Origin of the sequence: Pseudomonas sp. NPDC089734 (assembly GCF_044748865.1) — a bacterium.
Lineage (GTDB): Bacteria > Pseudomonadota > Gammaproteobacteria > Pseudomonadales > Pseudomonadaceae > Aquipseudomonas.
On the sequence record NZ_JBIVGV010000014.1, the window covers coordinates 123,369 to 142,552 of the forward strand.

18 protein-coding genes are annotated in these 19,184 nt (G+C 60.1%); 8 read left to right on the forward strand and 10 right to left on the reverse strand.

Features of this window, described 5'->3' with window-relative positions; all coding sequences use genetic code 11:
- Positions 1-62: 62 nt before the first annotated feature.
- From ACIPY9_RS18035 to ACIPY9_RS18055, 5 genes are all read right to left on the reverse strand, one after another.
- Positions 63-749: a C40 family peptidase gene (locus ACIPY9_RS18035; protein WP_400704214.1), complete on the reverse strand. Its 687-nt coding sequence runs from the start codon at positions 747-749 to the stop codon at positions 63-65.
- 75 nt (positions 750-824) lie between these two features.
- Complete coding sequence (locus ACIPY9_RS18040; RefSeq protein ID WP_400704312.1) at positions 825-1,568, reverse strand: NAD-dependent deacylase; 744 nt, start codon at positions 1,566-1,568, stop codon at positions 825-827.
- A gap of 14 nt (positions 1,569-1,582) precedes the next feature.
- On the reverse strand, positions 1,583-2,287 hold the full coding sequence (gene hda, locus ACIPY9_RS18045; RefSeq protein ID WP_400704217.1) for a DnaA regulatory inactivator Hda: 705 nt from the start codon (positions 2,285-2,287) through the stop codon (positions 1,583-1,585).
- Positions 2,288-2,492: 205 nt separating this feature from the next.
- Complete coding sequence (locus ACIPY9_RS18050; RefSeq protein ID WP_400704220.1) at positions 2,493-3,566, reverse strand: AI-2E family transporter; 1,074 nt, start codon at positions 3,564-3,566, stop codon at positions 2,493-2,495.
- Positions 3,567-3,603: 37 nt separating this feature from the next.
- Positions 3,604-4,683: a DUF2066 domain-containing protein gene (locus ACIPY9_RS18055; RefSeq protein WP_400704223.1), complete on the reverse strand. Its 1,080-nt coding sequence runs from the start codon at positions 4,681-4,683 to the stop codon at positions 3,604-3,606.
- A gap of 329 nt (positions 4,684-5,012) precedes the next feature.
- On the opposite strand from ACIPY9_RS18055, the gene purM reads away from it, so the two are divergent.
- From purM to ACIPY9_RS18075, 4 genes are all read left to right on the forward strand, one after another.
- On the forward strand, positions 5,013-6,071 hold the full coding sequence (gene purM, locus ACIPY9_RS18060) for a phosphoribosylformylglycinamidine cyclo-ligase (protein WP_400704226.1): 1,059 nt from the start codon (positions 5,013-5,015) through the stop codon (positions 6,069-6,071).
- Entirely contained in the window at positions 6,071-6,721 is a 651-nt protein-coding gene (gene purN, locus ACIPY9_RS18065) for a phosphoribosylglycinamide formyltransferase (RefSeq protein WP_400704229.1), read from the forward strand. Before purM ends, purN begins: the two co-directional genes overlap by 1 nt.
- A gap of 8 nt (positions 6,722-6,729) precedes the next feature.
- Positions 6,730-7,443 carry a DUF3108 domain-containing protein gene (locus ACIPY9_RS18070; RefSeq protein WP_400704232.1) on the forward strand — a complete coding sequence of 238 codons (714 nt, stop codon included), beginning with the start codon at positions 6,730-6,732 and terminating at the stop codon, positions 7,441-7,443.
- Positions 7,444-7,699: 256 nt separating this feature from the next.
- Positions 7,700-7,879, forward strand: a complete 180-nt coding sequence (locus ACIPY9_RS18075; protein ID WP_400704235.1) for a hypothetical protein — start codon at positions 7,700-7,702, stop codon at positions 7,877-7,879.
- Between the two features lie 58 nt (positions 7,880-7,937).
- On the opposite strand, the gene ACIPY9_RS18080 is transcribed toward ACIPY9_RS18075, so the two are convergent.
- The 5 genes from ACIPY9_RS18080 to cysM all read right to left on the reverse strand — a co-directional run bounded on the left by ACIPY9_RS18080 (position 7,938) and on the right by cysM (position 14,093).
- Complete coding sequence (locus ACIPY9_RS18080) at positions 7,938-8,477, reverse strand: DUF2058 domain-containing protein (protein ID WP_400704238.1); 540 nt, start codon at positions 8,475-8,477, stop codon at positions 7,938-7,940.
- A gap of 30 nt (positions 8,478-8,507) precedes the next feature.
- The gene (mazG, locus tag ACIPY9_RS18085) at positions 8,508-9,341 is read right to left on the reverse strand and encodes a nucleoside triphosphate pyrophosphohydrolase (RefSeq protein WP_400704241.1); all 834 of its coding nucleotides are present in this window, start codon (positions 9,339-9,341) and stop codon (positions 8,508-8,510) included.
- A 96-nt stretch (positions 9,342-9,437) separates the two neighbouring features.
- Positions 9,438-11,678: a GTP diphosphokinase gene (gene relA, locus ACIPY9_RS18090; RefSeq protein WP_400704244.1), complete on the reverse strand. Its 2,241-nt coding sequence runs from the start codon at positions 11,676-11,678 to the stop codon at positions 9,438-9,440.
- A gap of 157 nt (positions 11,679-11,835) precedes the next feature.
- Positions 11,836-13,191: a 23S rRNA (uracil(1939)-C(5))-methyltransferase RlmD gene (gene rlmD / locus ACIPY9_RS18095; RefSeq protein ID WP_400704247.1), complete on the reverse strand. Its 1,356-nt coding sequence runs from the start codon at positions 13,189-13,191 to the stop codon at positions 11,836-11,838.
- The gene (cysM, locus tag ACIPY9_RS18100; protein WP_400704250.1) at positions 13,191-14,093 is read right to left on the reverse strand and encodes a cysteine synthase CysM; all 903 of its coding nucleotides are present in this window, start codon (positions 14,091-14,093) and stop codon (positions 13,191-13,193) included. The genes rlmD and cysM overlap by 1 nt, the downstream gene beginning before the upstream one ends.
- A 274-nt stretch (positions 14,094-14,367) precedes the next feature.
- On the opposite strand from cysM, the gene ACIPY9_RS18105 reads away from it, so the two are divergent.
- The 4 genes from ACIPY9_RS18105 to ACIPY9_RS18120 all read left to right on the forward strand — a co-directional run bounded on the left by ACIPY9_RS18105 (position 14,368) and on the right by ACIPY9_RS18120 (position 19,070).
- Positions 14,368-17,121 carry a response regulator gene (locus ACIPY9_RS18105; protein WP_400704253.1) on the forward strand — a complete coding sequence of 918 codons (2,754 nt, stop codon included), beginning with the start codon at positions 14,368-14,370 and terminating at the stop codon, positions 17,119-17,121.
- A 76-nt stretch (positions 17,122-17,197) separates the two neighbouring features.
- On the forward strand, positions 17,198-18,187 hold the full coding sequence (locus ACIPY9_RS18110; protein ID WP_400704315.1) for a 2-hydroxyacid dehydrogenase: 990 nt from the start codon (positions 17,198-17,200) through the stop codon (positions 18,185-18,187).
- 44 nt (positions 18,188-18,231) lie between these two features.
- Positions 18,232-18,669, forward strand: a complete 438-nt coding sequence (locus ACIPY9_RS18115) for a hypothetical protein (protein WP_400704256.1) — start codon at positions 18,232-18,234, stop codon at positions 18,667-18,669.
- Complete coding sequence (locus tag ACIPY9_RS18120; protein WP_400704259.1) at positions 18,666-19,070, forward strand: META domain-containing protein; 405 nt, start codon at positions 18,666-18,668, stop codon at positions 19,068-19,070. The genes ACIPY9_RS18115 and ACIPY9_RS18120 overlap by 4 nt, the downstream gene beginning before the upstream one ends.
- The last annotated feature ends 114 nt before the right edge of the window (positions 19,071-19,184 follow it).

The window sequence follows — 19,184 nt, forward strand, 5'->3', positions numbered from 1 at the left end:
TGCGGCCTACGCTGCCGAGAATCGAAAAAGGCAGACAGGCTCATGCCTGTCTGCGTATTGCATTACTTATGGCGCTTGATTGTAGTCGACGTCATTGCAGTGGTCTGGGCAGGTTCCACAGAGGGAGCCATGGCCAGGGCACGCTTGGCTTCGATGAACGTCTTGCTCCAGTAGGCGTCATCGAGGCTGTCGATGCGCACACCACCGCTGCGGCGGCTGCTGGAATGGATGAACTGATCGTCGCCCAGGTAAATGGCAGCATGGCTCACACGACCGCGACCACGGGTGCTGAAGAACAGCAGATCGCCCGGCTTGAGATCGTTGCGCGACACCAGAGGCGCCTTCACGTTGATCATTTCACGGGTGGAGCGCGGCAGGCTCATGCCAGCCTCTTCACGGAACAGATAACCGATGAAGCCGCTGCAATCGAAGCCCGAAGCGGTCGAAGAACCACCGAAACGGTAGCGGGTACCGATCAGGGACTTGCCACGCTCAAGGATGCTGTCGGCCAGAACCGGCAGTTGATAAGGCTTGTTGCCAGCGAAGTCGGACAATTCTTCTTCAGTGGCCAGCTCTTCCTGCAACATGGCGGCGTCTGCGCGGCGGGCGGCAGACTGCGAGGAGCTGATCGAATTCTGGTATTGCGGTTGCGATTGTTGCTCTTGGGAAACCGGTAAATTGGCAGAGCAACCAAACAAAAAAGTAACGAGTGCGAGGGGCACGAGGGGTGCGAAGCGAACTACTTGCATGGGCACGACCGTGGCTGAACTGTTAAGAAGGCGAGACTATGCCCGCTATCGGGATGATTTGCAAATTCAATCGAATCAAATGTGACTTATGAGTTCTTCCATGACATGTGCCGCCCGGCACTTCAGAAAAACGTCCATCTGCGCGCTGTGGTCGGTCGGCGCGGGATTGATTTCCACGGTGAAGCCCCCGGAAACACGGGTGCGCAGCACGGGTTCATGGATGTAGGGGAAGCTGGCGGTCGTGCCGATACTCAGCACGGCATCAAAGCCTTTGGCCATCTCTTCATAGAGTGTTTCCAGCGCCTGCTCCGGCAACATCTCCTGAAAAAGAACGACAGGCGGTCGCAAAACGCCACTACATGTTCGGCACAAAGGCGGTAATGGACGAAGCAGGTGCTCACTTAAATGAGGGTCCTGTTCACCACATGACTGACAGAACAGAGGCGCCATCTGCCCGTGAATCTCGATCAGGCGCTCCGGAGGGCTGCCAGCAGCACGATGGTAGCCATCGACATTCTGGGTCAGGACCCAGCACTCGGGCTTGATCCTCTGCAACTGGGCAATGGCGTAATGCGCAACGTTCGGCTGACCGCCCAGGCAGGCCTTGCCCAGCTCGGCGATGTATTTCCAGCAAAGCTCCGGATCACGACGCAGCATCGGCCCCGACAAGGCCATCTCGATCGGCAGGCCGTCATCGGTCTTGCCGTTGTACAGCCCACCGACGCCACGATAGGTCGGCAGACCCGAATCGGCCGAAAGCCCCGCGCCGGTGATGACCAGAATTCGCTGTGCATGACGCAATGCCGCCGCCGTCTGCATCAGCAAACCCCGATCTACCACCCCAGGGTTTCCTTGAGAAAGGGAATGGTCAGCTTGCGCTTTTCCTGAAGGGATGCCTGATCCAGACGTTCAAGCAGCTCGAACAGGGCATTCATGCTGCGCGTGCCGCGCGTGAGAATGAAATGCCCGACCTCATCGGTCAGGTGCAGACCACGTCGCGAGGCCCGCAGCTGCAGGGCACGCAACTTGTCTTCATCGGACAGAGGGCGCATCTGGAATACCAGCGCCATGGTCAAACGGGACTTGAGGTCCGGCAGCTTGACCGGCAATTCGCGAGGCGACTGGGAAGCCGCGATCAGCAGGCGACGGCCGCTGTCACGCAAACGGTTGAACAGGTGAAACAGGGCTTCTTCCCAATCGGGCTTACCCACCACCGCTTGCAGATCGTCCAGACAGACCAGCTCGTATTGCTCGAGGTGGTCGAACAGCTCGACGCCTTCATCGATGACTTCGGCCAGAGGCAGGTAGACCGCCGGCTCACCTAACTGCTCGAAACGCAGGCAGGCCGCCTGCAACAAATGCGTGCGCCCCACACCATCCTTGCCCCACAGATAGATCAGGCTTTCGGTCCACCCCGCGTCGGCCTCGCACAGTCGCTCGACATAGCCGAGTGCCGCAGCATTGGCGCCGGGATAGTAATTGATGAAAGTGGCGTCATCGCGCAGACGCACACTCAGGGGCAGCTGAATCGGTTTCATGCTGGCTGACACAGTTCAGACGAACCGTTAAGGGCCTCGGTGTAAAGTGCGCAAAGTTTATACCCGTGGCGTCGACCGCACAATGCGGCATACCTCAAGCAAAATCAAAGACTTGCGTTTTGATGATCCAAACCCTCGCGAACGGGGACCATGACCCTCGTTCGCGAAAATTCTCCGGCAACGGATTCGACGGACCTGTAAACCTCTACAGATCAGGGTCTTCCATGCCCCCGTAGACTTCAGAGCCTTTATAGATGTCATGAATATGGCGCACCAGCACCATGATCACCGCCGCCACCGGCAGCGCGAGCAGAATGCCGGTAAATCCGAACAATTCGCCGCCCGCCAGGATCGCAAAGATCACCGCGACCGGGTGCAGGCCTATGCGATCCCCTACCAGCAACGGCGTCAGCACCATGCCTTCGAGCATCTGGCCGATCATGAACACCGCGACAATGCCGAGCAGCGGGTACAAGTCGCCCCCGAACTGGAACAGACCGGCAACCAGTGCCGCGCCGATACCGATCACGAACCCCATATAAGGCACGATGGCCGCAAGACCGGCGATCACGCCGATCAGCAGCCCCAGTTCCAGCCCGACCAGCATCAGGCCCGCAGCGTAAATCACACCCAGACCGACCATCACCAGCAACTGGCCGCGAATGAAGGCTCCCAGCACCTCATGGCATTCACCCGCCAGCTTCACGACCTGAGCCTCACGATGACGAGGCAGCAGACTGCGAGTCTTGCTCATCATCACGTCCCAGTCGCGCAGCAGGTAGAAACACACCACGGGGATCAGGACCAGATTGGTCAGCCAGCCGATCAGTGCAAGGCTCGAGGCCGTTGCCTGCGACAACACAAGGCCCACGATATCGCCCGCCTGCCCCATGTGCTCGGAAAGCGCGGTCTTGAGCCGGTCGAACTTCCAGAACCCGTCAGACAGGCCGAACCGGGACTGAACCCACGGCAAGGCCGTGTGCTGCAACCAGTCAAGGATCTGCGGGGCCAGCTCATAAAGACGGAACAGCTGCTTGGCCAGCATCGGCACCAGAATCAACAGCAACGCCATCAATACCAGTGTGAACAGGCCGAACACGGCGACCACACCCAGGGTTCTCGACATGCCGAGCCGCTCGAGGCGGTCCACCAGCGGGTCGCCCATATAAGCCAGCAACAGCGCGACCAGAAACGGCATCAGGATGGGATGCAGCAGAAAGATGAACGCCGCCAGGAGTACAACCCCGCCCAGCAACCACCAGCGTCTTGTATCAGTCATCAATGATTCGGCCCCTGAATAAGATATGTCGGTCGGACTACCAGCGGAAATACAGTTGCGGTGCCGACACCGGAACGATCGTCGGCGCCCCCGCAGGTGCCTGAGCCGGAGCTGGAGTTGCTGCGGCATCGACAGGCGCTGTCGGCTCTGACGCTGCCGCCTCGGTGGCGGACACTTCCTGCAGTTTTGCCAGGGAGAGCTGCGAGCGAATCTGCTCGGCACTGCCCACGACCTCAACGGTCACACGGTCGCCTTCAACCGACTTGAGCCGGACACCGAACGGGTCCAGCAGGGCCAGTAATTGCGCATAGCGTTCCAGCGTCATGCCTTGCACTTGCAGCACCAGCCCGGTGGATGCGCCTGGCTTGGCGACAAAACGCGGTGCCAGTCGCTGACTGACCGCCAACAGGACAGAATCGGCCAGTGCTTCAGGACTGGCTCCCGAAGCCGTGCCCTGCTCGCGCTGATCGCCCAGCCACAACCGCCACTTGCCCTGCCATTGCCCGGCCTCTTCCCTGGCATGCACGGCAAGAATGGCATCGGCCCCATAACGCTCGGAAGCCTCCTTCAGTGGCGTGGCATCCGTGCCTTCAAGATTTTTGGCAGTCCCGACACCCTGCTCGCCCAGATCGGCCAAAGGCAGGCGCAGCGGCAGACCACGATGCTGAGCGGCACGACGCAGAGGTTCGGCCGCGCCCTGGCCATCGCCGACCAGATTGGAACCTTCAGTGGAATCCAGCAGCCACCAGCCCAGAATCGAAGGACGATTGCTGCCCCACAATGCCAACCCGGCCTGACGCAGGGAACGGTCGGTGGTGGCCGGATCGAAATCGACCAACAGGGTTTCAGGCGGCCCGGCTTCATAACCGTACTGGCTGATGATCTGCTGCGGGTCCTTGCGCAGTTCGGCCAGTGCCGAACCTTGCGCAGCCTTGGCATCGCCGGTCAGACGCACCACCAGGGTTTCCAGGGCCGCCTGGGTGGCGCGGGTACGCTCGTCTGGCGACTGGCCGCTGACCGGCTCGCGCACTTGATACAGGTTGCTCACCGTCTCGGCAAAGCCTGGCAGGCTGAACAGAGACAGGCAGCCAACAAAAAGGAGTCTAGAAAAACGCATGGACAGTTCCCGAACGGAAAAAAACGGCATGAAAAGCCGCATAAAGATGCTCAACATGCCTGAGACAGCAGGTCGTTGCCAATCATTCACACTAAATTACAGCTTAATCGGAAGTGCCTGACTCATGGATTCCGGATTTTATTTTTACGTGATAGCCCCTGCCTGTCGGCCCAAGGATGGCTCCTGCGCGGCAAGCCTGATAAAATCGCGCGCCTTCACAGACTGACAATGGTCGCGACCCGAACGGCATTGCGCGAAAGCGCTGCTTCGGACAGGTCACGCCGCCGCAGTCGATACCCCCGAATCCCCCCTAAAGGCCTGGATTTTTTATGAGCAAGCAACCCTCCCTGAGCTACAAAGACGCCGGTGTAGACATCGACGCCGGTGAAGCATTGGTCGAACGCATCAAGAGCGTCGCCAAGCGCACCAAGCGTCCTGAAGTCATGGGCGGCCTGGGAGGTTTCGGCGCCCTCTGCGAAATCCCGGCCGGCTACAAGCAGCCTGTACTGGTTTCCGGCACCGACGGCGTCGGTACCAAGCTGCGTCTGGCACTGAACCTGAACAAGCACGACAGCATCGGCATCGATCTGGTTGCCATGTGCGTCAACGATCTGGTGGTCTGTGGCGCAGAGCCGCTGTTCTTCCTCGACTACTACGCCACCGGCAAGCTCAATGTCGACACCGCCGCCCAGGTCGTGACCGGCATCGGCGCAGGCTGCGAACTGGCCGGCTGCTCGCTGGTCGGCGGCGAAACCGCTGAAATGCCTGGCATGTACGAAGGCGAAGACTACGACCTGGCCGGCTTCTGCGTCGGTGTCGTGGAAAAGGCCGACATCATCGACGGCTCCAAGGTCGTCGCCGGTGACGCCCTGATCGCCCTGCCGTCTTCCGGCCCGCACTCCAACGGCTACTCGCTGATCCGCAAGATCATCGAAGTCGCCGGTGCCGACATCGAAAACATCCAGCTGGACGGCAAGCCACTGACCGACCTGCTGATGGCGCCAACCCGCATCTACGTCAAGCCACTGCTCAAGCTCATCAAGGAAACCGGCGCAGTCAAGGCCATGGCCCACATCACCGGTGGCGGCCTGCTGGACAACATCCCGCGCGTACTGCCAGAAGGCGCACAAGCCGTGGTCGACGTTGCCAGCTGGCAGCGCCCGGCGGTCTTCGACTGGCTGCAACAGCAGGGCAACGTTGAAGAAAACGAAATGCACCGCGTGCTGAACTGCGGCGTGGGCATGGTGATCTGCGTGGCTCAGGAGCACGTCGATGCTGCCCTGAACGTTCTGCGCGAAGCAGGCGAGCAGCCTTGGGTCATCGGCCAGATCGCCACCGCCGCCGAAGGCGCAGCACAAGTCGAGCTGAAAAACCTCAAGGCGCATTGATGTCAGCCACCTGCGATGTCGTGGTGCTGCTTTCCGGCACCGGTGGCAACCTCCAAGCCATGATCGACAGTTTCAAGGACGGGGCCAGCCCCGTCCGCATCCGGGCCGTCATTTCCAACCGGGACGACGCGTTCGGCCTGCAACGCGCCAGGGACGCAGGTATCGAAGCCTGCGTTCTGGATCACAAGGCATACGAAGGTCGCGAGGCCTTCGATGCTGCCTTGATCGACCTGATCGACACCTTCAATCCGCAACTGGTGGTTCTGGCCGGGTTCATGCGCATCCTGACGGCGGGCTTCGTTCGCCACTATCACGGACGCCTGCTCAACATTCACCCTTCCCTGCTTCCTCGCTACAAAGGCCTCCACACCCATCAACGGGCGCTGGAAGCCGGCGATGCCGAACATGGCTGCAGCGTGCATTTTGTCACCGAGGAACTCGATGGCGGGCCACTGGTCGTACAGGCTGTGATTTCGGTACAGTTGCAGGATTCGCCAGCCACACTTGCGCAACGAGTCCATGTTGAAGAACACCGGATTTACCCGCTGGCCATACGCTGGTTCGCCGAAGGCCGATTGAGCCTTGGCGATGAAGGCTCATTACTGGATGGCGAATTGCTCCCGCCCACCGGCCACTTGATTCGAAACTAGGAGATACCATGCGTCGTGCCTTGCTCTTCGCTTTCGCTCTGCTTGCCTTGCCTGCCGCACAGGCCGCAGACCTTCAGCCATTCTCCGCAAGCTACACCGCCGACTGGAAACAACTGCCCATGAGCGGTACGGCCGAGCGTAGCCTCGAGGCGGGCGCCAACGGCACCTGGACCTTGAATTTCAAGGCGTCGATGATGATCGCCAGCCTGACCGAAGTCAGCACACTGAAAATCGACAAGGACGTGATGCTGCCTCAGACCTACAACTTCGAGCGCAGCGGCCTGGGCAAGTCCAAGAAGGTTGACCTGGCGTTCGACTGGACCTCCAAGTTCGTGACCGGCACCGATCGTGGCGACGCGATCAAACTGCCACTCAATCGCGGCATCCTCGACAAGTCCACCTATCAACTGGCCCTGCAACACGACGTGGCCGCGGGCAAGAAGAGCATGAGCTACCAGGTCGTCGACGGTGACGAAGTGGACACTTATGACTTCCGCGTACTGGGCTCGGAGAAGGTCGAGACCAAGGCCGGCCAGATCGATGCAATCAAGGTCGAGCGCGTACGCGACCCGACACAAAGCAAACGCATCACCGTGCTGTGGTTCGCCAAGGACTGGGACTACCTGCTGGTCCGCCTGCAACAAGTCGAAACCGACGGCAAGGAATACAACATCATGCTGTTGGACGGCACCGTCAACGGCAAGGCTGTCAAAGGTAGCTGACAACCTCTTTTCGCGAATGAATTCGCTCCCACGACGCATGTAGGAGCGAATTCATTCGCGAATCTCCCCAGATGAAGAATCCTTCATCTACCCCCCGAAAAACCTGAAAGCCCCGCCCTTCAAAGCCTCCAGCCACTCAAAAAGTTCCATGGGCCTGTCGCGCCAAAACTACCTGTTTACTTAGCAAGCTAACCGATTCTATAAAAGAACCCTGCGACACGTTGCCGCAGCCTTTCAGAGTCAGGAGCTTATCAAGATGACCGTAAAAGTTACTGAGCGCGACGAAGCCCACCTCTCTCATGAGTCGGTTGCCCATGGCATTCAGATCTGGGATGTCTATCAACAGGATCAACTGGTCGGCATGTTTCACCAGGAATCCGATGCCTATCGCTACAAGGCCGAGCTGGAAGAACTGGAAAGCCAGAGCAGCCATTGAGAATCCGGGGCAAAACAAAACCCGCTCAAGGCGGGTTTTGTTTTGCATCACAGATGCCTTACCACATCAGGTCGTCAGGTACCTGATAAGCCGCATACGGATCATCGGCATCCGGCGCTTCAGTAGGCGTGTTGAGCAGCACGATACGACGTGGGTCGCGCTCCTGAATCTTCAGTGCCGCTTCACGCGGGATGATTTCATAACCGCCGCCATGGTGCACGATGGCCAGCGAGCCGCTGCTCAGCTTGTTACGCATCAGGGCGTTGACCGAGATACGCTTGACCTTCTTGTCATCGACGAAGTTGTAATAGTCCTCAGTGGTCAGCTTGGGCAGACGCGACACCTCGATCAATTGCTTGATCTGAGCGGTACGAGCCTTGGCCTCGGCCTTTTCCTGCTGCTGACGGTTGAGTTCCTGATCGCGCTTGGCCTTCTCGGCCATGGCCTCCTGAGCGGCACGCTTTTGCGAGTCGTCGATCTGGATCTGGCCCTTATGCGCCAGACGCTGTTCTTTCTGCTTGTCTTTGCTGACCTGCTTGGCCTGCTTTTGATTGACCAGTCCTGCCTTGAGCAACTGGTCGCGAAGGGAAAGGCTCATTGTCTACTCGCTTATGCAGATACCACACGCTCAGCCGCAGCCGGGCGTGCTCTTTTCCTGACGTTTGGCTTCGCCCCACAGAGCATCCATGTCATCGAGAGAGCACTCTTCGATAGGACGCCCGGCCTGACGCAATGCCTGTTCAATAAATCGGAAGCGCCTGTCGAACTTGCCGTTGGCCGAGCGTAACGCAGTTTCGGGGTCAACTTTAAGATGCCTGGCGAGATTGACGACCACAAACAGCAAATCGCCCACTTCTTCGGCCATGCCCCGAGCATCATTCTCGGCCATGGCTTCGAGCACTTCATCCAGTTCTTCCCGGACCTTGTCGATCACCGGCAAGGCGTCGGGCCAGTCGAAACCGACCTGGGCGGCGCGCTTTTGCAGCTTGCTGGCCCGGGACAGGGCCGGAAGAGCCACCGGCACATCGTCGAGCAATGAAAGCTGCTCGGGAGCACCGGCCTTCTCGGCGCGCTCCTGAGCCTTGATCTCGTCCCAGCGACGATTGACCTGCTCATCGGTCAGGCGAGGTGTTTCCAGCGGTGCGTACAGCTCGCCGGTCGGAAACACATGGGGATGACGACGCAACAGCTTGCGAACGATGCCGTCGACAACCCCCTCGAACTCGAAACGGCCTTCTTCCTTTGCCAACTGGGCGTAGAACACCACCTGAAACAGCAGATCCCCCAGCTCACCGGGAAGATGCTCGAAATCGCCCTGCTCGATGGCGTCGGCCACCTCATACGCCTCTTCCAGCGTATGAGGCACGATACTGGCGTACGTCTGCTTCAAATCCCACGGGCAGCCGTACTGCGGATCACGCAGCCGGGCCATGAGATTGAGCAGGTCGTTGATTGAGTACATGGGGCTCCTTTCAGTCGCAGTTGCAAGCGGCAAGCTGAAAGCTACAAGACAAAAACGAGCTTGCAGCTTGTAGCTTGAAACTTTCAGCTACGCCGTCTACGGCGTTCTGTTACGCCGCGTCTCGATGATGTTCGGCAACTGGGAAATCCTGCCCAGCAAGCGGCCCAGTGCATCCAGGCCCGGAATCTCGATGGTCAGGGACATGAGTGCCGTGTTGTCCTCCTTGTTCGAGCGGGTGTTGACCGCCAGAACGTTGATCCGCTCGTTGAGCAGGACCTGGGTGACGTCACGCAGCAGCCCGGAACGGTCGTAGGCGCGGATGATGATGTCCACCGGATAGGTGAGCACCGGCACCGGCCCCCAGCTGACCTGGATGATCCGCTCGGGTTCGCGGCTGCTCAGTTGCAGCACCGAGGCACAGTCCTGGCGGTGGATGCTCACGCCGCGTCCCTGGGTGATATAGCCGACAATGGCATCCCCCGGCAGCGGCTGGCAGCAGCCGGCCATTTGCGTCATCAGGTTGCCGACACCCTGGATCTGGATATCGCCACGCTTGCCCGGCTTGTAACCCGTGGCCTTGCGCGGAATCAGCTCCACATCGTTGATGCGTTCCGGCTCGACCTGCTGCTGGGCGAGGTTGACCAGTTGTGCCAGACGCAGATCGCCTGCCCCAAGGGCCGCGAACATGTCTTCGGAGGTCTTGTAGTTGGCCTTTTCCGCCAGTTTCTCGAAATCCACCAGCGACAGCGCCAGGCGGGCCAGTTCACGCTCGAGCAGGGTTCTGCCTGCTGCGACGTTCTGGTCCCGGGCCTGAAGCTTGAACCAGTGAACGATCTTGGCCCGAGCCCGGGACGTGGTGATGTACCCCAGGTTCGAGTTCAGCCAGTCACGGCTTGGCGTCCCGTGCTTGCTGGTGATGATTTCGACCTGCTCGCCGGTCTGCAGGCTGTAGTTGAGCGGCACGATACGGCCGTTGATCTTCGCGCCCCGGCAGTTGTGACCGATTTCGGTGTGCACCCGGTAAGCGAAGTCCAGCGGCGTCGCCCCCTTAGGCAGGTCGATGGCATGACCGTCCGGGGTAAAGACGTAGACACGGTCCGGCTCGATGTCGACCCGAAGCTGCTCGGCCAGCCCCCCGATATCTCCCAGCTCTTCGTGCCACTCAAGCACCTGACGCAGCCAGGAGATTTTCTCTTCGTAGTGGTTGGAGCTGGATTTGACGTCGGTGCCTTTGTAACGCCAGTGCGCACAAACGCCCAACTCGGCCTCTTCATGCATCGAATGCGTACGGATCTGGACTTCCAGCACCTTGCCTTCCGGCCCGATGACTGCCGTGTGCAGCGAGCGATAACCGTTTTCCTTGGGGTTGGCGATGTAATCGTCGAACTCCTTGGGAATGTGTCGCCACAGGGTGTGCACGATCCCCAGCGCGGTGTAGCAATCACGCATTTCCGGAACCAGGACACGCACCGCACGCACGTCGTAGATCTGGCTGAACGCCAGGCCCTTGCGCTGCATTTTGCGCCAGATGGAATAGATGTGCTTGGCACGGCCGCTGATATCGGCCTTGACGCCGGTGGCCAGCAGTTCGTTTTCCAGCTGGGACATCACATCACTGATGAACCGTTCGCGGTCAAGACGGCGCTCATGCAACAGCTTGGCGATCTGCTTGTACTGTTCAGGCTCGAGGTAGCGGAAAGACAGGTCTTCCAGCTCCCACTTGATATGACCGATACCCAGGCGATGAGCCAAAGGCGCATAGATGTCGAAGACCTCACGGGCCACGCGGTTGCGCTTTTCGTCATCGGCATTCTTGACCGCCCGAATCGCACAGGTACGCTCGGCCAGCTTGATGAGGGCCACGCGCACGTCATCGACCATTGCCACCAGCATCTTGCGCAGGTTTTCCACCTGCGCCTGACTGCCCAGCACCAGCGACTGGCGAGGGCTGAGGCTGGCGCTGATCGCCGCCATGCGCAGCACGCCATCGATCAGCTTGGCGACCGTCGGGCCAAAACGCTGCTCGACGTCCGGCAAGGGAATCACCCCTTCGCGCACGCCACGGTAAATGACAGCTGCGATCAGCGAGTCCTGATCGAGCTTGAGGTCAGCCAGGATCTCCGCGATTTCCAGACCGGTCTGGAAACTGGAGGTGCCGTCTGCCCAATGATTCTTTAAAGCGTTGTCCTTCTGCTCGGCCTGCCGGGCAAATTCACAGGCCTCTTTCATGGCCTCCCGGTCAAGGACCAGATCGACGCTGACAATATGATCGAGCCATGCGTCGAGGTTGATACTGCCGTCTGTGTTTATCGGCTGGTGCGCTCTCACCTGTACCATGCTGCTTACCTTCCCTAAGGCGCGATGAATAGCGCCATCAGTCGCCAGCCTTCTAAGCGAATGCCACTTGCCGGGCAAGCAAGGACCGGCATTCGCGGGCCAGTCGGATTAAACGAGATTCCCTGTCAGCAGCTGACTCGATCCAATGAACCGCTGCTCACTTACTCGCTTCAAATAAAGCCATCGCCTCGACATGGGCCGTCTGAGGAAACATATCGAGAATTCCGGCACGTTTTAATCGGTAGCCCTGGTTGACCAATTCGACCGTGTCGCGAGCCAAAGTTGCCGGGTTGCATGAAACATAAACCAACCTTTTGGCGCCTGACTTCCTGATCTGGCGCACCACTTCAAAAGCTCCGTCGCGCGGTGGGTCCAAGAGTACCGCAGAAAACCCTTCGGCGGCCCAGCTTGCGTGTGTCAGCGGCTGGGAAAGATCCGCCTGAAAAAACCGTACATTGTGCAGATCATTACTCATTGCATTGGCCGAGGCACGCTCGACCATGGTCGAGACACCTTCGACCGCCACCACTTCCTTCGCCACACCCGCCAGCGGCAAGGCAAAGTTGCCCAGCCCGCAGAACAGGTCCATGACCCGCTCGTCGTCCCCGGGAGCCAGCCACTGCAAGGCCTGCTCGATCATCGCGGTATTGACCGCCGCGTTGACCTGAATGAAATCGCCCGGCCGCCAGGCCAGTTGCAGATCCCAAGGCTCAAGATGATAGCCCAGTGCCTGGGTCGGGTCCGCCGGTTGCGGCTCACCTTCGCCATGCAGCCAGAGCTGCGCATCATGCTCCTTGCAGAATGCCTGCAGAATCGCCAGGTCCGCGTCGGCCAGCGGCGCGGTATGGCGCAGCAACAGGGCAATCGACGAGCCGCTGAACAATTCGACGTGCCCCAGCACCTGCGGTTTCGCGAAGCGTTTCAGCATCGCAGGCAACTGCATCATGATCGGTTGCAAGGCCTGTACCAGCACCGGGCATTGTTCGATGCCCACGATGTCCTGGCTGGCTGCCGCACGGAAGCCCACGTCCAGTCGACGGGCCTTGGCGTCCCAGCGTACGGCGACGCGGGCACGCCTACGGTAACCCAGTTCAGAACCGGCAAGCGGAGCCGCCCACTCGTCCGGTTCGACATTGGCAACCCGTTGCAACTGCTCGGCCAGCATGCGCTGTTTCAGGGCAAGCTGTTCGTCATGGGGCACATGCTGCACGCTGCATCCGCCACAACGACCAAAGTGCTCGCAGGCCGCGGGGCGTCGCATGGCACTGGCCTGCAACACACGCTCGGTACGGGCTTCGACGATCTTGCCATGGGCATTGAGCACCCGTGCCTCGACCTCTTCGCCGGCCAGGCTGCCCGCCACGAACCAGGTCTTGCCGTCGAGGAAGGCGATGCCACGTCCGTCACTGGACAGGCGTTCGATGTTCAACCGCTGTTTCTTGCCTGCGGGGATCTGCGCAGCCTTGACGCCTCCAGCGGGTTGGAAGCGCAGCCCTCTCTGTTGTCTGGCCATCAGTTGGGTGCGTCGTAGACGCCGGTCGACAGGTAACGGTCGCCACGGTCACAGATGATTGCGACCATGACCGCATTTTCGACTTCGCGGGACAGGCGCAACATGCCGGCCACCGCACCGCCGGAAGACACGCCACAGAAGATGCCTTCCTCGCGAGCCAGACGACGCATGGTGTCTTCGGCCTCGATCTGGGCCATGTCGATGATGCGGTCGACACGATCGGCCTGATAGATGCGTGGCAGGTATTCATGGGGCCAGCGGCGGATGCCGGGAATGGCCGAGCCTTCCATCGGTTGCAGACCGACGATCTGCACCTCGGGGTTCTGCTCCTTGAGGTAACGCGAGGTGCCCATGATGGTCCCGGTCGTGCCCATGGAGCTGATGAAATGCGTGATGGTGCCGCCCGTCTGCCGCCAGATTTCCGGACCGGTACTGGTGTAATGCGCTTCGGGGTTGTCACCGTTGGCGAACTGGTCGAGCACCTTGCCACGACCTTCGGCCTGCATGCGCTCGGCCAGATCGCGGGCACCTTCCATGCCCTCTTCCTTGCTGACCAGGATCAATTCGGCACCATAGGCTGTCATGGCAGCCTTACGCTCGGCACTGGAGTTGTCCGGCATGATCAAGATCATGCGGTAGCCCTTGATCGCCGCAGCCATGGCCAGAGCGATACCGGTATTGCCGGAGGTGGCCTCGATCAGCGTATCGCCCGCCTGGATCTGGCCGCGCAATTCGGCACGGGTGATCATCGACAGCGCAGGGCGATCTTTTACGGAGCCAGCCGGGTTGTTACCTTCGAGCTTCAACAGGAGGGTATTGCTGGTATTGCCCGCTATGCGTTGCAGGCGCACGAGCGGGGTGTTGCCGACGCAATCGGCAATGGTTTGATACTGCAAGGTCATGGCGTATTCGCGATCCAGACTGCGGGGGTGCCTATCATAACGGCAAACGTCCAAAGCCCATATCACGCAAAGTGCGCTGCTTATTACCAAAATGCATAAGAGGTGTTTTTTGCCGTCGTCCTCTCTCAAACCTGACGCATCATGAACCCAAGGCCGAACATGCATGTAAGATGCCTCTGTTCGGGGAAGGTGTCTAAACTGCCTTGAATCGATAAAACCGGGCGGCGGTAACGCTTGATATCGACGGATTGATTCTGAGTGGCTGGAGAAAAGCGTGCTGAACAGACTGGGTATAAAAGGCCGTGTATTGCTGCTGACCATTTTGCCGGCCAGTTTGATCGCGCTTATGATGGGCAGCTACTTCACCCTGATGCAATTGCATGAGCTGCAGAGCCAGTTGCTGCAACGCGGTGAAATGATTGCGCTGGAGCTGGCCCCGTTGTCCGCACCGGCACTGGGACGCCGGGACAAGACCCTGCTGACCCGCATCGCCTCACAAACGCTGGAACAGCCTGACGTGCGCTCGGTGTCCTTTCTGGACCCGGAACGCAATACCCTGGCCCACGCTGGCCCCAGCATGATCAACCCCTCCCCCATCGGCAACAGCACGCAACTGCTCAACATTTCGGGCAACGACGCGACCCGCTATCTACTGCCTGTTTTCGGCAATCAACGCCACCTGACCAGCGAGATCATTCCCGAAGAGGCCGACCGCCTGCTGGGTTGGGTCGAACTGGAAATTTCCCATAACGGCACTTTATTGCGCGGCTATCGCAGCCTGTTCGTGAGCATGCTGCTGATTGCTTTCGGGCTGGCGCTGACGGCCATCCTTGCCGTGCGCATCAGCCGGACCATCAGTGCGCCATTGGGCCAGATCAAGCAGGCCGTCTCGCAACTCAAGGACGGGAACCTGGAAACACGCCTGCCGCCCCTCGGCAGCCAGGAACTGGACGTTCTCGCCTCGGGCATCAACCACATGGCCTCGACCCTGCAGAATGCGCAGGAAGAATTGCAGCACAGCATCGATCAGGCGACCGAAGACGTCAGGCAAAACCTGGAAACCATCGAGATCCAGAACATCGAGCTGGATCTGGCGCGCAAGGAAGCCCTGGAGGCCAGCCGGATCAAATCCGAGTTCCTGGCCAACATGAGTCATGAAATCCGCACACCACTCAATGGCATTCTGGGCTTTACCCACCTGTTGCAAAAAAGCGAGCTGACACCGCGCCAGCGCGACTACATGAGCACCATCGAAAAGTCCGCCGACAGCCTGCTGAGCATCATCAACGAGATTCTCGACTTCTCGAAGATCGAAGCGGGCAAGCTGGTTCTGGAAAATGTGCCCTTCAACCTGCGCGACCTGTTGCAGGACACCCTGACCATCCTGGCCCCCGCCGCACATGCCAAACAGCTCGAGCTGGTCAGCCTGGTGTATCGCGATACGCCGCTGTCCCTGTCCGGTGACCCTCTGCGCCTCAAGCAGATCCTGACCAACCTGGTCAGCAATGCCATCAAGTTCACCCGGGAAGGCACCATCGTCGCCCGGGCCATGCTCGAGGACGAGACCGAAGAATCCGCCCAGTTGCGCATCAGCGTACAGGACACCGGGATCGGTCTGTCCAGCCAGGATGTGCGCGCCCTCTTCCAGGCCTTCAGCCAGGCCGATAACTCATTGTCCCGACAGCCGGGCGGCACCGGTCTGGGGCTGGTCATCTCCAAACGCCTGATCGAACAGATGGGCGGCGAGATCGGCGTGGACAGCACACCGGGCATCGGCTCGGAATTCTGGATCACGTTGAAGCTGCCCAAGGCACGGGACGAAGTGGACGAACTGCTGCACAAACCGCTGGAAGGCATGCGGGCCGCGGTACTCGAACATCACGACCTTGCGCGCCAGGCGCTGGAGCACCAGCTGGAAGACTGCGGCCTTGAAACCCTGGTCTTCAATAATCTGGAAAACCTGCTGAACGGCGTCACCGCGGCCCATCAGACGCCAACGGCAATCGATCTGGCCATCCTGGGTGTCACCGCCCATGAAATCCCGCCGGAGCGTCTGCGCCAGCATATCTGGGACCTGGAAAACCTGGGCTGCAAGGTCATGGTCCTGTGTCCGACCACCGAGCAGGCGCTGTTCCAGCTGTCGGTCCCCGATGTCTATAACCAGTTGCAGGCCAAGCCCGCCTGCACGCGCAAACTGCAAAAGGCCCTGGCCGAGCTGATTGCACCGAAAACGGTACGCACCGGGGTTATCCAGCCCTTGTCCAGCCGCCCTCCCAAGGTTCTGTGCGTGGACGACAACCCCGCCAACCTGCTGTTGGTACAAACCCTCCTTGAAGACATGGGCGCCCTGGTGGTCGCGGTCGACAGCGGTTATGCCGCCCTGCATAGCGTACAGACCGAAACCTTCGACCTGGTCCTGATGGACGTGCAGATGCCGGGCATGGACGGACGCCAGACCACCGAAGCGATTCGCCTCTGGGAAACGGAACGCCAGAACACTTCGCTGCCCATCGTTGCCCTGACCGCCCATGCCATGGCCAATGAAAAGCGCTCTCTGCTGCAAAGCGGCATGGACGACTACCTGACCAAACCGATCAGCGAAAGGCAACTGGCACAGGTGGTCCTCAAATGGACAGGCCTGGCCCTGCGCACACCGCTTCCCGAACGCCCGAGCGATAACGTGCAAGCGCCGACAGGCCCTTTGGTGCTCGATCACGAAGAAGGGCTTCGACTCGCCGCCGGCAAACCCGATCTGGCCGCCGACATGCTCGCCATGCTGCTGGCATCACTGGACGCCGACCGCGAGGCCATTCGTCTTGCGCGTGCCGCCGAGGACGTTCAAGGCCTGATCGAGCGTGTTCACCGCCTGCACGGTGCCACCCGCTACTGTGGCGTCCCGCAGTTGCGTGCCGCCTGTCAACGGGCTGAAACCCTGCTCAAGCAAGATGCGCCACAGGCCGACGAGGCGCTGGACGATCTGGACAAGGCCATCACCCGACTTGCCGTAGAGGCACGCGTAACGGCGTGATACGGCACTCTCGCGGATGAATCGACTCACGCGCCGATTCATCCGCCAAGAAATCTCCCAAGGAAGAATCATGACCATGCGCACCTTGATTTTCAGCAGCCAGACCTATGACAAGGAAAGCTTTCTCGCCGCCCAGGCTTGCGACGGCCTGGAGCTGCACTTCCAGCCTGCCAGGCTGACCCTGGAAACCGCCACGCTGGCCAATAACTACCCGGTGGTCTGTGCCTTCATCAATGACGACCTCAGCGCCCCGGTACTGGAGCGTCTGGCCGCTGGCGGCACAAGGCTGATCGCGCTGCGTTCTGCCGGCTACAACCATGTGGACCTGTCCGTGGCCGAGCGCCTGGGCATGACGGTGGTGAGGGTTCCGGCCTACTCGCCTCATGCGGTCGCCGAGCATGCCGTGGCCTTGATCCTGGCCCTCAACCGTCACCTCAATCGCGCCTACAACCGTACCCGCGAAGGCGACTTCAGCCTGCACGGCCTGACAGGGTTCGATCTGGTGGGCAAGACGGTCGGCGTGGTCGGGACCGGCCAGATAGGTGCCACGTTCGCGAAGATCATGACCGGCTTCGGCTGCAAGGTACTGGCTTATGACCCCTATCCCAACCCGGAAGTCCTGGCACTGGGCGCCGAGTACATGACCCTGCCAGCGCTGCTTGAACAGGCACAGATCATCAGCCTGCACTGCCCGCTGACCGAGCAGACCCGCCACATGATCAACCGCGAATCTCTGGCGACCTTTCAACCCGGCGCCATGCTCATCAATACCGGGCGCGGGGCGCTGGTGGAAACCCCGGCCCTGATTGACGCACTCAAGACCGGACAACTGGGCTATCTGGGCCTGGATGTCTATGAAGAGGAAGCTCAACTGTTCTTCGCCGACCGTTCGGACCAGCCTTTGCAGGACGACGTGCTGGCACGCCTGCTGACCTTCCCCAATGTCATCATCACGGCCCACCAGGCCTTTCTGACCCAGGAAGCCTTGGGGGCCATCGCCCAGACCACACTGGATAACATCGCTTCCTGGGCGGCGGGTGCACCACAGAACCGGGTAGAGGGTTAACCCGACGCCTGTGCGTGATAGGATGCGCGCCATTTGGAGGACCCATGGTCGAACACGATTTCCGCTACAGCATGCTCAACCCGCAGCACACCCTCATCGAGTGCCGTACGCTGGGGCCTGGCCGCTATCAAGTCACCGGCAACGGCGGCTCGATCCACAACAACGACCAGTTGCTGGTCACCATCAAGGGCAGCAAAAGCCTTTACATGCGTCTGTCCGTTGAAAAGGTCCGTCACCTGATCAACCCGCCCGGCCAATGGGTGGCAGTAGCCAACGGCCCGGCATTCGACGAGTTGTCTATCCATCAGTGGAAAGTCAACTGCGACAGTTGCTCTGCCGAACTGGACTTCGAGTTCATGGTCGAAAGCAAGCTTGGCACCAAGGCCCAAAAGCCCGCCGCCGTTGCGCGTATTGCCGAGCTGGGCTGGAAGACCGAAGGTGACAGGCACCTTTGCAGAAAATGTCAGGAGAACGCGGCATGAAACACCGGGCTTTACTGAGCCTGATCGGGGGAGCCTTGCTGGTCGGCTGTAGCGCTGACCCGCTGCCCATCAAACAGGATCAGAGTTATGTGCTGGAGTGGATCGGCGAGCGTCCGTTGATCGATAACAGTCGCTTGACCATGACCCTGGGGGCAGACGGTCGCGCCTACGGCAACGCAGGGTGCAACCACTGGTTCGCGCCCTACACCCTGCAAGGCCAGACCATCAGCTTCGGCGCCATCGGCAACACCCGTAAAATGTGCGTGCCACCGCTGATGGAGCAGGAACAGCGCTTCCTGAAAGAGCTGGGCAAAGTGCAACGTTGGGACATTTCCCCCATCGAGCAATTGCGCCTGTGGCCTGCGGAAGGCAAGCCGTTGCGGTTCTGGCCTGAGGATTGAGGGGGGCCTTTCGCGAATGAATTCGCTCCTACCAAAATCTGTAGGAGCGAATTCATTCGCGAAAACGTCATTGAAGGCGATAGATGCTCTTCAACCTAACGGGCCTCTCGCGAA